This window comes from Micromonospora sp. WMMD1219, from assembly GCF_049315215.1.
Classification (GTDB): domain Bacteria; phylum Actinomycetota; class Actinomycetes; order Mycobacteriales; family Micromonosporaceae; genus Micromonospora; species Micromonospora tulbaghiae.
On the sequence record NZ_CP186057.1, the window covers coordinates 418,213 to 431,042 of the forward strand.

Consider the following 12,830-nt stretch of genomic DNA (forward strand, 5'->3'; position numbering starts at 1 on the left):
TCCGACTAACATCGCTGATCATGAATATGAAGCGTGTCACCCGCTCGCGACCCGGGCGGTTGATCGCGGCGGTCGTGCTCGCCGTCGCGGTCGGGATCCCGCTCGGCGTTACCGGCGCCGCGTCGGCCGCGACGCCCCTGACCGTGGCGCAGGCGCTCGCCGCCCAGGACGGCCGGACGGCCACCGTCACCGGCTACGTCATCGGCCAGCCCACCGCCACCACCACGGTGCTCACCTCCGGCTTCACCGCGGACACCGCGATCGCCCTCGCCGACCAGGCCGGCGAGACCGGCACGAGCCGGATGCTCTACGTGCAGGTGACAGCCGCCTGGCGGAGCACCTTCGGGCTGCTCACCAACCCGTCGCTGCGCGGGCGGCAGGTCACCGCGACCGGCGCGCTCACCGCGTACTTCAGCCACGGCGGGCTGAAGAATCCGACCGCGATGAGCCTCGGCGGCGGCGCCACGCCGAGCCCCACGCCGACCCCGACCCCGAGCCCGACCGGCACCGCCGTGCCCGACGCCTACTACGCCGCCGCGGCCGGCAAGACCGGGCCGGCGCTGCGCACCGCGCTGCACGGCATCATCAAGGTGCAGACGAAGCTCAGCTACGACCAGGTGTGGGACGCGCTCAAGGACACCGACCAGGATCCGGCCAACCCGGCCAACGTGATCCTGCTCTACAGCGGACGCTCGCAGAGCAAGACCAGCAACGGCGGCGGCGCGAACGACTGGAACCGCGAGCACGTCTGGGCCAAGTCGCACGGCGACTTCGGCACCGCCACCGGCCCCGGCACCGACGTGCACCACCTGCGGCCGGAGGACGTGTCGGTCAACTCGTCGCGCGGCAACAAGGACTTCGACGCCGGCGGCGGCGCGGTGGCCGAGGCGCCCGGCTGCTACACCGACGCCGACTCGTTCGAGCCGCGCGACGCGGTGAAGGGCGACGTGGCCCGCATGATCCTCTACATGGCGATCCGGTACGAGGGCGGCGACGGCTGGCCGGACCTGGAACCGAACGACTCGGTCTCCAACGGCTCCGCGCCCCGGCTCGGGCGGCTGTCGAAGCTGCTGGCCTGGAACGACCAGGATCCGCCGGACGCCTTCGAGAAGCGCCGCAACCAGCGCATCTACGAGCGCTGGCAGGGCAACCGGAACCCGTTCGTCGACCACCCCGAGTGGGCGCGCTCGATCTGGGGTTGACGCTCGTCCCCGATGTGAGGAAGCGCGGCGAGCGGGTAGAGACATCCGGTTGGCACGGCCGGGGGCAGTCGGCACGGACGCGCCCCCGGGCACCGCACGATCGGAGACGAGGCTCTCATGGCCCAGAACGGCATTCCGGACATCGCACTCAATGACGGCAACACCATCCCGCAGCTCGGCTTCGGCGTCTTCCAGATCGAGCCGAAGGACACCGTGCGGGCGGTCGGCACCGCGCTGGAGGTCGGCTACCGGCACATCGACACCGCCCAGATGTACGGCAACGAGGCCGAGGTGGGCCAGGCGCTGCGCGCCTCCGGGCTGGACCGCGGCGAGGTCTTCGTCACCAGCAAGCTGAACAACGGCTTCCACCGCCCGGACGACGCCCGCAAGGCGTTCGAGCAGTCGCTGCGGGAGCTGAAGTTCGACTACCTCGACCTGTTCCTGATCCACTGGCCGCTGCCCACCCGCTACGACGGCGACTTCGTCTCCACCTGGAAGGTGCTCGAAGACCTGCGGCGCGAGGGCACCGTACGGTCGATCGGCGTGTCCAACTTCCAGGTCGCGCACCTGGAGCGGCTGGCCGCCGAGGCGGACGTGGTGCCGGCGGTCAACCAGATCGAGGCGCACCCCTACCTCGGCAACGAGGAGGTGCGGGCGTACGACAAGGCGCACGGCATCCTCACCGAGGCGTGGTCGCCGATCGCGCAGGGCAAGGTGCTCGACGATCCGACAGTCGTCGACGTGGCCGAGCAGGTCGGCCGGACCCCGGCCCAGGTGGTGCTGCGCTGGCACGTGCAGCGCGGCGACATCGTCTTCCCGAAGTCGACCACCCCGAAGCGGATCGAGGAGAACTTCGCGATCTTCGACTTCACGCTCGACGACGCCGCGATGGAGCGGCTCACCTCGCTGGACCAGGGCGAGGCCGGCCGGACGGGCCCGAACCCGGACGAGTTCGACTACATCCCGAACTGAGCAGTCGCACGTCGGAGGGGCCCCGGGAGACCGGGGCCCCTCCGCTTGTTGACTTCGCGCGCACTCGAAGGGGCAGGGTGACCGGCAAAGCTCCGACGGGGAGGAAGACATGCGCTACCGCACCATCGGCACGGACCCGGCCACCCGCCGCGAGGTCAGCGTGCTCAGTCTCGGCGCGATGCTGTTCGGCACCGCCACCGACGAGGCCACCTCGTTCGCCATCCTCGACCGGTACGTCGAGGCGGGCGGCACCTTCATCGACACCTCGGACAATTACGCCTTCTGGCACAACGGGGGCCAGGGTGGCGAGAGCGAGGAGCTGCTCGGCCGCTGGCGGCGCAGCCGCGGCATCGGCGGCGAGGTGGTCATCGCCACGAAGCTGGGTGCCCGCCCGCTCGCGCCGGGCACCAGCTACGTCGACAACCCGGAAGGGCTGTCGGCCAAGGTGATCCGCGAGTCCGCCGAGCGCAGCCGGGAGCGCCTCGGCGTCGAGCGGATCGACCTGCTCTACGCCCACATCGAGGACCGGACGATCCCGATGCGGGAGACCGTGGAGGGCTTCGCCGAGCTGGTCGCCGAGGGCACGGTCGGGTTGCTGGGCGCCAGCAACCACCGCGCCTGGCGGGTCGAGCGGGCCCGCGCGCTCGCCGCCGCGGCCGGCCTGCCCGGGTACGAGGTGCTCCAGTACCACCGCAGCTACCTGCCCCGGCGGCTGGACGTGCCGAGCGAGCTGGACCCGGACGGCGACGTCGGCTGGGTCGGCCCCGACCTGCTCAGCTACCTGCGTACGGAACCGCAGCTCACGCTGGTCGCGTACTCGCCGCTGCTGAAGGGCGCGTACGTCCGGCCGGAGCGGCTCGGCGAGGAGTACGTGGTGCCCGCCACCCCGGCCCGGCTGGCGGCGCTGCGGGCGGTCGCCGCCGAGACCGGCGCCACAGTGAACCAGGTGGTGCTGGCCTGGCTGATGGGCGGGGACCAGCCGTCGATTCCGCTGGTCGGCTTCTCCTCGGTGGCGCAGTTGGAGGAGAGCCTGGCCGCTGTCGACCTGGAGCTGACCGCCGAGCAGCGGACCCGGCTGGACTCGGCACGCTGACCGGCACGGGCCGGGTGGCGTGTCGGCCACCCGGTCCGTGCCGCTCGACCGGGGCCACTCTTCGGACGATGGACACGACGGGCCTTTGTCGGCTTCAATGACCCCGCCTTCCTCCCGTACCGGCCACCGTCGGCCGGGAATCGCCACCGCCAGATCGGATCTGGCAGGCCGTCTGGCGCCTCCGGGGTGAGGCCGGCACGACTACGGCTTACCGGCCTCGTTGAAACAGGCGATCGGTCTGGCGGCACGCCGCCTGTCGAGGACACCGACGAGGAGAGGTAGCGATTCATGAGCAACCGGAACACCGGCCTGGCCGTCGAGGCCGAGGGCCTGGTCCGGTCCTTCGGTTCGACCCGGGCACTCGACGGGCTGGACCTGCGGGTTCCCGCCGGCACCGTCTACGGCGTGCTGGGCCCGAACGGCGCCGGGAAGACCACCGCCGTACGGGTGCTGGCGACGCTGTTGCGCCCGGACGGCGGCACGGCCCGGGTCTTCGGGCACGACGTCGTGCGTGACGCCGACGCGGTGCGCGCCAGGGTGAGCCTGACCGGCCAGTACGCCTCGCTGGACGAGGACCTGACCGGGGCGGAGAACCTGGTCCTGCTGGGCCGGCTGCTCGGGCTGGGCCGGGCGGGCGCCCGGGACCGGGCCGAGCAGTTGCTGGCCGCGTTCGGGCTGACCGAGGCGGCGGGACGGCAGGTGAAGAAGTACTCCGGCGGGATGCGGCGGCGCATCGACATCGCCGCGAGCATCCTCAACACCCCGGATCTGCTGTTCCTCGACGAGCCGACCACCGGGCTGGACCCGCGCAGCCGCAACCAGGTGTGGGCGATCGTGCGGGCGGTGGTGGCGTACGGCACCACTGTGCTGCTGACCACGCAGTACCTGGACGAGGCGGACCAGCTCGCCGGCCGGATCGCTGTGGTCGACCACGGCCGGGTGATCGCGGAGGGCACCCCGGGCGAGTTGAAGGCGTCGATCGGCGCGGGCAGCGTCCACATCCGGCTGCGTGATCCGGGGCAGCGTCCGCAGGCCGAGCAGGTGCTGCGCACGTCGCTCGGCGTACCGGTGCAGCTCGCCGCGGACCCGGCGGCGCTGACCGCCCGCGTCGGCGAGCACGGCACCGACCTGGAGGCCGGTACGCAGGCCGCGCGGGCGCTCGGCGAGCTGGCCGCCGCCGGCATCGTGGTGGACGACTTCTCCCTCGGCCAGCCCAGCCTGGACGAGGTCTTCCTGGCCCTGACCGACCACCCGGCCGTCCCGGCGGACGAGCGGGACGACGAACTGGAGGCGGCGCGATGAGCGACACCGCGATCACCACCGGGCGGGCGCCGTCCGTCTACATGCCGTCCGCCGAGGCGCTGGCCACTGTCCTCGCCCCGGCCGAGCGGCCGGCCCGGCCCAGCGCGCTGTCGGCGTCGCTGACGTTCGGCTGGCGCGCGCTGCTGAAGATCAAGCACGTGCCGGAGCAGCTGTTCGACGTGACCGCGTTCCCGATCATCATGGTGCTGATGTTCACGTACCTGTTCGGTGGCGCGCTCGCCGACAGCCCGCGTGCGTACCTCCAGTTCTTCCTGCCCGGCATCATGGTCACGAGCGTCGTGATGATCACCATGTACACCGGGGTCGGGCTGAACAGCGACATCGAGAAGGGCGTCTTCGACCGGATCCGTACGCTGCCGGTCTGGCGGCCCGCGGCGCTGGTCGGGATGATCTTCGGCGACGTGCTGCGCTACGTCCTGGCCGCCGTGGTCATCCTGACCGTGGGCGTGGTGCTCGGCTTCCGTCCCGACGGCGGGCTGCTCGGGGTGCTGGCCGGGATCGGGCTGCTGGTGGTCTTCTCGTTCGCGTTCTCCTGGGTGTGGACGTTCTTCGGCCTGGTGCTGCGCAGCGAGAAGTCGGTGATGGGGACCAGCATGATGGTGCTGTTCCCGCTGACGTTCCTGAGCAACGTGTTCGTCGACCCGTCCACCATGCCCGGTTGGCTGCAGGCGTTCGTCAAGGTCAACCCGATCACCCAGCTCGTGACCTCGGTGCGCGCGGCGATGGCCGGCTCGATGGACGGCCCGAGCACCATGTGGATGCTGCTCTGGAGCGTCCTCTTCGTGGTCGTGTTCGGCACGCTGACGATGTACCGCTACAACCGCCGCTGACGTGACGACGGTGGCGGGGTCCGCGCGGCCCCGCCACCTCGGCGGTCAGAGCCGCCAGGGCACCGGCTCGGCCGGCCGGTAGCGGCAGGCGCCGCCGGTGGTGACCGACTCGCGCAGGTGGGCGGCGAGCGCCGGATGGCGCTCGTCGATGCGGCGCAGGGTGTCCCGGATCCGGCCGGTCACCGCCTTGCGCGCCCGTTCCGCCTGGTCACCGAGACGCCTGGTGCGCCCGGCCAGCCCGGCGGCGGCCCGCAACTGGTCGAGCAGCGCCGCGCGCTCGGCGTCCAGCTCGGCCAGCCGCCGCCCGTCGTCGCGGGCCGCCGCGCGGTCGATCTCGTCGTCGAGCCGCCGCAGGTGCCGGCGGTAGCGGGCCTTCGCCTCGTCGTCGAGCACCGGGTCGGCCCCGAGGCGGCGCGCGGCGACGAGTTCCGGTCCGGCCGCCGGGTCGAGCAGTTCGACGGCGGGCACGTCCGCGCCGGGCCGGCTCAGCAGCAGGCGCAGGTCGTGCAGCCCTTTGGCGTCGGGCAGGTGCACCACGACGCCGTCGTACGCGAGGCGCCACACCGGCCCGTCCGGCCGGAACTCGGGCCGGACCACGTCCGCACCGCCCGCGCCGGGGTCGGACGACCGCCCGTGGACCACACCCGCCCGGGACAGACCCGACGCGGTCCGGCGGCCGGCCGGCGACGACGCGGCGACCAGCGCCGGGGCGCCCGCGCCGAGCCGGGCGGCCGGGGGCGCGACCAGGGCGGACGCCGCCGCCGGGGCGGGATCCGCCGCGCCCAGCCGGTCCACCACCTGGACCATGCCCAGCGCCCGCGCCTCGGCCACCGTCTCGGCCCGCAGCCGCCGCGCCCCGGCCGCGTCGCCCGGACCGTCCCGCCCGGCGAGCGCGCCCACCAGACCGGCCCGGGCCAGCACCGACCAGGGCCGGGCGCCCAGCCGGTCGGCGGCCTCCCGGGCCGCCGCGTAGCAGTCGACCGCCGCGTCCCACCGGCCCTCGGCCGCGTCCACACCGCCCAGCCACAGGTCGACCGGGCCGCCGATGTCGCAGCCGAACAACGCCGCCGCCCACTGCCCGCGGTGCGGGGCCAGGTCGGCCCGCACCGCCGCGCACCGCGCCGGGTCGCCGTCCACGGCCGCCGCCTGCGCCCGCAGGCGCAGCCACAACGGCGACACCGACCGGGGGTACGCGGTGCCCGCAGCCTCGATCGCGGCGGTGAGCCGCAGCACAGTGGCCGCGTCGCCGCGCTCGGCGGCGGTGATCGCCCGGAGCAGCTCGGCCTGCGGGTGCCCGGTGCCCACCCGGTCGAGCACCGCCTCGGCCTCGGCGAGGCGGCCGTACAGCAGCAGAATCGACCAGCGCATGTGGTGCGTCATGAACGCGTGGTCGGAGTGCCCCGGCTCGCGGTAGCTCTCCGCCTCGGCGAAGCCCGCCTCGGCGGCGGCGAGGTCGCCCTGGAAGGCGGCAATGATGGCGGTGTCCGCGATCGCCGCCACCCGCTGCCGGGCCACGTCGTCGCGTCGCGCGCCGGTCACGAACGCGGTCAGCTCCTGCCGGTAGCCCGGATCGCCCAGCTCCAGCAGCGCGACCCAGCGCAGCGCCGTGGCCCACAGCTCTGTTTCCCGGTCGCCGCTGCGGCGGGCCACCTCCCGGATCTCGGCGGTGACGACGGCCCGTTCCTGCGCGGTGCCGAGACCCCAGGTGGTGTCGTGGCGGGCCCACAGGCTGAAGGTGAGCGCCTCGTCGTCGCGGCCGTGCCGGGCGAGCGTCTCGGTGGCGGTGATCAGGTCGGTGACCAGCGCGCGTACCGGGCGTTCCGGGTCCGGCTCCGCGATCAACCGCCGGTACGCCTCCCGGACCAGTTCGGCGGCGTCGAGCCGGCGGCGGGTGGCGGAGTGCTGCCGGTGCGCGATGAGCGCCACCCGGGTCAGCACGCCGGGATCGGGCAGCTCCCGGGCCAGCGCGGCGGCCTCGGCCAGCAGCCGCTCGACCTCGGCCGGCGGGCCGGCGTGGTGCAGCAGCCCGGCCAGTTCCAGCAGCACCCGGACCCGGAGGCCGGGCTCGCCGGTCAGTTCGAGCGCGCGCCGGTAGTGCCGTACCGACTCGTCTATCGCGATCCGGCCCCCGGCGTCGCGGGCGGCGGCCAGCAGCAGGTCACCGGCGCGTTCCGGCTCCAGCTCGGCGCCGGCCAGCCAGGCGTGCCGGGCCAGGTGGGCCGGGCTGAGCGGGCCGGCGAGCGCGTCCGACCGGTCGACGGCCCGGACCACAGCCGCGTGCCGGGCCCGCCGCTCGTCCTCGGCGAGCCCGTCGTAGAGCGTCTCGCGGACCAGGTCGTGCACGAAGACGAACCGGCCGTCACTGCGGGGCAGCACCAGCCGGGCCGCGGCGGCGCGGCCGAGCAGCCGGTCGACCTGCGCGACGGGAGCGGGTACGCAGGCGGCGAGCGTCAGCCTGTCGAACTCGCGACCGAGCACCGCGGCCACTGTGAGCGCCTCGACCACCGGGGCGGGCAGTTGGTCGAGCCGGCGGCGCACCACCTCCCGCACGCCCGGGGCGACGGTGTCGGTGAGGCCGTGGGTGTGCCAGAGCCGGGCGGTCTGCTCCACGAAGAACGGGTTACCGCCGGTGCGCCGGTGCACCTCGTCGACCAGGCTCGCCGCGGGCTCCCGGCCGGCGGTGCGAGCCATCAGCGCGGCCACCTCGGCGCGGGCCAGCCCGGCGAGTGTGACGGTGGTGGCCTTGGCGGTCAGCGGCAGCAGCAACTGCCGCAGCGGGTGCTCGCCGGATTCGACTTCGGCGTCCCGGTAGGTGCCGATCAGCAGCAACCGTTCGAACCAGGCGTGCTGGGTGACGAACTGGAGCAGCCGCAGCGACGCCGGGTCGGCCCAGTGCAGGTCGTCGAGGATCACGGCGACCGGCCGGTGCTGGGCGACGGCGACCAGGGCGGCGGTCACCGCGTCGTGCCTGTCGAACTCGGCCCGGCCCGCGTCACCCGGCTCGGCCGCGTCGCCCGGCCCGGTCATGTCGCCCGGCCCGGTCATGTCGCCCGCCGCGCGCATGTCGCCCGGCTCGGCCGCCACGTCGCCTCCCGGTGCCGGCCCACCGCGACGAGCGTCGCCCGCCGCGTGCTCGCCCAGCAACGCCGCCAGGCCCGCGTCGGCTGCCTCCCGCACCGCGCGCGGGTCGTCGGCGGACCGGGCCAGGCGGCGCAGCACCTGCACCCAGGGCCAGTAGTCGGGGGCGGTGTCGGAGTCCCAGCAGGCGGCGCCGAGCACCAGCGCTCCGCCGCGGCGGGCCTCGTCGGCGGCGGCCGAGACCAGTGTGGTCTTGCCGATGCCCGGCTCGCCGGTGACCAGGACGAGACCGCCGTGGCTGTCGACCAGCCGGGCCACTTCAGCGCGCAGCAGCGCAGCGGGATGCTCCCGCCCGATGATGTGTTCGCCGAACCTCGGCTCCATGACCTCACGACGCTAGTCGAAGGGTCCGACAAACAGGGACGCGTTCAGAGCCGCGCGTCGGTCACGACGTGCGCGCACGCCGGGCAGGCGGCCGGTCCCTGCTCGGCGAACCATCGGCAGGTACGCCGGATCGCGCACTTCGGCAGCGTCTCCTCGGCGGGCGGGGCGGTCTCGGCGTACGAGGCGGCCATCCGGGCGCCCAGCCCGCAGTGCGAGCCGGTCCAGAAGCCGCAGGACGAGGTGACGCACGGGCCGGCGAGCCGGGCCCGCGACTCGATCGGCTCGTCGGAGTCACCGAGCCCGGCGAGCGCCACCTCGGCCGGTACGGCCGGAGTCACGTAGGCCACCCGGCCCGCCGGAGTGATCATGCCGAGGAACACTGTGGCGTTGGACGCCGGGGTGCTCGGGCACATCCGCTCCGGCGTGCCGGCCGGCCGGGCGGCGTCGGTCACCGCTGGATCCAGAACCCGATGTCGTTGATCTTCTGCCCGAGGTCCTGGGCGAACGGGCCGTCGATGACCCAGAGCCCGTACCACTCGGGACGCAGCTTGATGTTGCCGTGGCCGACGGTCAGCGGGTTGGTCAGCCTGGCGTCGGCGGTACGCAGCGCGGCCAGGCCGGCCTTCTGGATCTCCGCCGCGATCAGGGTCTGCTGCTCGGGGCTCAGGTCGACGCCGTCGACCACGAAGCGGAACTCGTTGCGGGCCATGTGCTACCTCCGGTCACTCGTACGATTCGGTGCCCAGCCCGCGACGCAGGCTGGTGCGGGTGAAGGCCGCCCAGCCGGCGTGCGAGGCGGCGTCGGTGCGGTGCCCGGCGCGGGCGAGCACCCGGGCGGCGTGCTCCGTCCAGCGGTCGGCGGTCGCCGCCGCGTCGCCCCACAGTTCGCGGCAGGCGGCGACCGCGAAGGCGACCTGTTCCGGCGCGCCGGTGAACCCGGCGGGTCCGTCGGCGACCCGGATCGTGCCGTCCGGGCGGACCCGCACGCTCGGGAAGTGGTGGTGCAGGCTGGCCAGCGTGGCCAGGTGGGTGGCGTCGCGCCGGCCGGCGGCGAAGCCGGCGCGCAGCTCGTCGTCGCGGCGGTGCCGGATCCCGTGCAGCACCAGCGCGTCGCCGCCCGCCTCGATCCGGGCGACCACCTGCACCGGCACGCTCCAGGCCGACGGCGAGTTCGCCGACCAGAACGCCAGCCAGGCGGCGAGCCGGGCGTGGAAGTCGGCCTGGACGGCGACCGGGAGCGCGGACCCGTCGGGTGCGCGCAGCGCGGCGGTGGCGATGCGGTCCCGGGTGACGAGCGGCGTCGCGGGGCGGCCCGGTGCGGCCGCCGCGGCGCCGGTGGTGGAGGCGACGGCCAGGCCGGTCACTGTGACCGCCGAGGCCGCCGCCGCGCCGGCGAGCAGTCGCCGACGGTCGAGCGGTTGTCCGTTGTCGTTCATCGTCGGCCCTTCGTCGACGGCAGTGGACCGACGCTATCGACCGGAAGCGATCAGAAAAACACCCTGCGTGACGGGAGGTCGACAGGAAAACCGGGGATACCCGGCGGCGTGAACGACGGTTCCTGTGCCGCGTTCACGCGGTGGTGGACGGGAACCGCTCGTGTCCGAGCACGGCGAGCAGCCGCAGCTTCTCCTCGGCCTCGCTGCGCGGCGCGGCGGTGAGCACCAGCAGCGCCTGCGACTGGTCCTCGGTGAACAGCACCTGGCAGTCCAGCTCGATCGGTCCGAGTTCCGGGTGGATCAGCGTCTTGTGGTCGGCGAAGCGCTGCGCCACCTCGTGCCGCTCCCACAACTCGGCGAACTCGCTGCTGGCCGCACGCAGCGCTCGCACCAGCTCGCCCGCGCGGGACCGCGGCCCCATCGATCCGTACGCGGCCCGCAGGTTGGCGACCTGAGCCCGGCTCTGCCGGTCACGGTCCTCCACCGGATAGTGCTCCCGCTCGGCCGGGTCGGTGAACCAGCGGTACACCTCGCTGCGGGCGAGCCCGGTGTGGCCGGAGCGGTCCCCGAACAGCGCGGCCGCCAACCGGTTCTGGACCAGCGTCTCGCCGAGGTCGGACAGGATGAGCGCCGGCGTGTCCGCCAGCCGGTCCAGCACCCGCAGCAGTGCCGGCGCGACGTGCCCGCTGGTGGCGACCGTCTCGGGCGGGCTGTGCCCGGCGACCCGGAACAGGTAGGCGCGCTCGTGCGCGGTGAGCCGCAGCGCCCGGGCCAGCTCGCCGAGCATGTACGGACTCGGCTGCGGGCCGCGCCGCTGCTCCAGCCGCGTGTAGTAGTCGGTGGACATGGTGGCGAGCGACGCGACCTCCTCCCGCCGCAGGCCGGGCGCCCGGCGGCGGGCGCCCTCCGGTAGTCCGACGTCGCCGGGGCGCAGCGCCTCGCGGCGGCGGCGCAGGAATTCGGCCAGGGCTTGGCGGTCCATGATCCGAGTATCCGCCGCGCTCCGCCGGGAACCAGGGATCCGCGATCCCCCGATCAGCGGTCTCTTCACCCGCCCCGCCGGACGCCGCAGGCTTGCCGCATGGACATCTCCGGAAACACGATCTTCATTCCCGGCGCCACCAGCGGGATCGGCCTGGCCCTGGCGCTCGCCCTGCGGGACCGGGGCAACACGGTGATCGTCGGGGGCCGGCGTACCGAGTTGCTCGACGAGATCGCCGCCGCCAACCCGGGCCTGGCCACCGTCACGATCGACACCGCCGACCCGGCGAGCATCGCCGCCGCCGCGGACCAGGTGCTGGCGAAGCACCCGGATCTCAACGTCCTGGTGACGATGGCCGGCGTGATGCGGATCGAGGACTGGCGTTCGCCGGACACGTTCCTCGCCTCGGCCGAGGAGGTGGTGACCACGAACGTGCTCGGCCCGATCCGGCTGATCGCCGCCTTCGTCGAACACCTGCGGCGGCGCGGGAACGCCACGATCGTCACCGTCTCGTCCGGCCTGGCGTTCGTGCCGCTGCGGGTCACGCCGAGCTACAACGCCTCCAAGGCCGCGGTGCACATGCTCAGCGAGTCGATCCGGCTGAACCTGGCCGGCACCGGCGTGCGGGTGCTGGAACTGGTGCCGCCCGCGGTGCGTACCGAACTCCTGCCCGGCCACGAGAGCAACGAGACTGCCATGCCGCTGGACGAGTTCGTGAGCGAGGTGGTGGCGCTGCTGGAGGCGCAGCCGGACGCGACGGAGATCCAGGTCGAGCGGGTGAAGTTCCTCCGCCACGCCGAGGCGCGCGGCGACTACGACGAGGTCGTCGCCGCCGTGAACGCGTCCGATCCGCACGCGTCCACCTCTTGATATCGATAGACAGCTATCTATAGGCTGGCGGCGTTCCGCTCACCCCCCATCCCAAGGAGTGTGAACCATGCGTCACCTCAAGCTGTCCCGGATCCTCGCCACCCTCGCGGCCGCGACGCTGGCAGCGCTCGGTGCGGTAGCCGTCAACCCGGCTCCGGCCTTCGCCGCCGTCCGCAACGTCTGCTACAACATCAGCCAGGCCGGCCCGTTCGCCAACACGGCGGTGCAGGCGGCGGCGATCTGGAACAACTACACGAACAACATCAACATGGCCCAGTGCGGGTCCAACCTGCGGATCACCTACACCTACGGCGGCGGCTCTTACGCCCAGCGCACCAGCCTCGGCAACGGCCGCGTGGTGATCGACTACAACCAGGCCCAGCAGTACTCGGCACTGCGCATCATGACGCACGAGATCGGCCACATCCTCGGCCTGCCGGACAACTACAACGGCAACTGCGCCATCCTGATGTCCGGTGGCAGCGCCGGCACGAGCTGCACCAACCCGTACCCCAGCTCCACCGAGGCCGCCCGGGTCGACTCGCTGTTCGGCTTCGCCGCCCGCAGCGCGACGCCCGCCCAGGTCTTCACCGGCAGCTGGCCGGCCGCCTCGACGGTGGGCGCCCAGCGCTGACGACGCACTGACGACGGGGTCGGCGG

General features: G+C 73.7%; 12 protein-coding genes. 7 read left to right on the plus strand and 5 right to left on the minus strand.

The window, feature by feature from the left end:
* Positions 1-20 precede the first annotated feature (20 nt).
* The 5 genes from ACN27C_RS01955 (at position 21) to ACN27C_RS01975 (ending at position 5,420) form a co-directional block, all read left to right on the plus strand.
* Positions 21-1,202: an endonuclease gene (locus ACN27C_RS01955; protein ID WP_422750289.1), complete on the plus strand. Its 1,182-nt coding sequence runs from the start codon at positions 21-23 to the stop codon at positions 1,200-1,202.
* Between the two features lie 117 nt (positions 1,203-1,319).
* Complete coding sequence (locus tag ACN27C_RS01960) at positions 1,320-2,174, plus strand: aldo/keto reductase (RefSeq protein WP_422750290.1); 855 nt, start codon at positions 1,320-1,322, stop codon at positions 2,172-2,174.
* A gap of 109 nt (positions 2,175-2,283) precedes the next feature.
* Positions 2,284-3,267 carry an aldo/keto reductase gene (locus tag ACN27C_RS01965; protein ID WP_120571446.1) on the plus strand — a complete coding sequence of 328 codons (984 nt, stop codon included), beginning with the start codon at positions 2,284-2,286 and terminating at the stop codon, positions 3,265-3,267.
* A 288-nt stretch (positions 3,268-3,555) separates the two neighbouring features.
* Positions 3,556-4,569 carry an ATP-binding cassette domain-containing protein gene (locus ACN27C_RS01970; RefSeq protein ID WP_120571448.1) on the plus strand — a complete coding sequence of 338 codons (1,014 nt, stop codon included), beginning with the start codon at positions 3,556-3,558 and terminating at the stop codon, positions 4,567-4,569.
* Positions 4,566-5,420, plus strand: a complete 855-nt coding sequence (locus ACN27C_RS01975; protein WP_120571449.1) for an ABC transporter permease — start codon at positions 4,566-4,568, stop codon at positions 5,418-5,420. Before ACN27C_RS01970 ends, ACN27C_RS01975 begins: the two co-directional genes overlap by 4 nt.
* A gap of 45 nt (positions 5,421-5,465) precedes the next feature.
* On the opposite strand, the gene ACN27C_RS01980 is transcribed toward ACN27C_RS01975, so the two are convergent.
* The 5 genes from ACN27C_RS01980 to ACN27C_RS02000 form a co-directional block, all read right to left on the minus strand.
* Positions 5,466-8,882, minus strand: coding sequence for an ATP-binding protein (locus ACN27C_RS01980; protein ID WP_422750291.1), 3,417 nt, complete (start codon positions 8,880-8,882; stop codon positions 5,466-5,468).
* A gap of 44 nt (positions 8,883-8,926) precedes the next feature.
* Positions 8,927-9,334: a hypothetical protein gene (locus tag ACN27C_RS01985; protein WP_091418959.1), complete on the minus strand. Its 408-nt coding sequence runs from the start codon at positions 9,332-9,334 to the stop codon at positions 8,927-8,929.
* Positions 9,331-9,591 carry a hypothetical protein gene (locus ACN27C_RS01990; RefSeq protein WP_091418956.1) on the minus strand — a complete coding sequence of 87 codons (261 nt, stop codon included), beginning with the start codon at positions 9,589-9,591 and terminating at the stop codon, positions 9,331-9,333. Before ACN27C_RS01990 ends, ACN27C_RS01985 begins: the two co-directional genes overlap by 4 nt.
* Before the next feature lie 13 nt (positions 9,592-9,604).
* A complete protein-coding gene (locus ACN27C_RS01995) occupies positions 9,605-10,318 on the minus strand; it encodes a hypothetical protein (RefSeq protein WP_422750292.1) in 714 nt (237 codons plus the stop codon).
* Positions 10,319-10,451: 133 nt separating this feature from the next.
* Entirely contained in the window at positions 10,452-11,300 is an 849-nt protein-coding gene (locus ACN27C_RS02000; protein ID WP_422750293.1) for a helix-turn-helix transcriptional regulator, read from the minus strand.
* 99 nt (positions 11,301-11,399) lie between these two features.
* On the opposite strand from ACN27C_RS02000, the gene ACN27C_RS02005 reads away from it, so the two are divergent.
* Together ACN27C_RS02005 and ACN27C_RS02010 are read left to right on the plus strand one after the other, a co-directional pair.
* Positions 11,400-12,170 carry an SDR family oxidoreductase gene (locus ACN27C_RS02005; protein WP_364808063.1) on the plus strand — a complete coding sequence of 257 codons (771 nt, stop codon included), beginning with the start codon at positions 11,400-11,402 and terminating at the stop codon, positions 12,168-12,170.
* A gap of 67 nt (positions 12,171-12,237) precedes the next feature.
* Positions 12,238-12,804: a snapalysin family zinc-dependent metalloprotease gene (locus ACN27C_RS02010; protein ID WP_422750294.1), complete on the plus strand. Its 567-nt coding sequence runs from the start codon at positions 12,238-12,240 to the stop codon at positions 12,802-12,804.
* Positions 12,805-12,830 lie beyond the last annotated feature (26 nt).

Excerpts from the sequence above, each read along its gene's own strand:
- ACN27C_RS01990 (WP_091418956.1), bottom strand. The coding sequence starts at position 9,591 with ATGGCCCGCAACGAGTTCCGCTTCGTGGTCGACGGCGTCGACCTGAGC.
- ACN27C_RS01980 (WP_422750291.1), bottom strand. The coding sequence starts at position 8,882 with ATGGAGCCGAGGTTCGGCGAACACATCATCGGGCGGGAGCATCCCGCT.
- ACN27C_RS02000 (WP_422750293.1), bottom strand. The coding sequence starts at position 11,300 with ATGGACCGCCAAGCCCTGGCCGAATTCCTGCGCCGCCGCCGCGAGGCG.
- ACN27C_RS01970 (WP_120571448.1), top strand. The coding sequence starts at position 3,556 with ATGAGCAACCGGAACACCGGCCTGGCCGTCGAGGCCGAGGGCCTGGTC.
- ACN27C_RS02010 (WP_422750294.1), top strand. The coding sequence starts at position 12,238 with ATGCGTCACCTCAAGCTGTCCCGGATCCTCGCCACCCTCGCGGCCGCG.
- ACN27C_RS01975 (WP_120571449.1), top strand. The coding sequence starts at position 4,566 with ATGAGCGACACCGCGATCACCACCGGGCGGGCGCCGTCCGTCTACATG.
- ACN27C_RS01995 (WP_422750292.1), bottom strand. The coding sequence starts at position 10,318 with ATGAACGACAACGGACAACCGCTCGACCGTCGGCGACTGCTCGCCGGC.
- ACN27C_RS01965 (WP_120571446.1), top strand. The coding sequence starts at position 2,284 with ATGCGCTACCGCACCATCGGCACGGACCCGGCCACCCGCCGCGAGGTC.
- ACN27C_RS01955 (WP_422750289.1), top strand. The coding sequence starts at position 21 with ATGAATATGAAGCGTGTCACCCGCTCGCGACCCGGGCGGTTGATCGCG.
- ACN27C_RS01960 (WP_422750290.1), top strand. The coding sequence starts at position 1,320 with ATGGCCCAGAACGGCATTCCGGACATCGCACTCAATGACGGCAACACC.
- ACN27C_RS02005 (WP_364808063.1), top strand. The coding sequence starts at position 11,400 with ATGGACATCTCCGGAAACACGATCTTCATTCCCGGCGCCACCAGCGGG.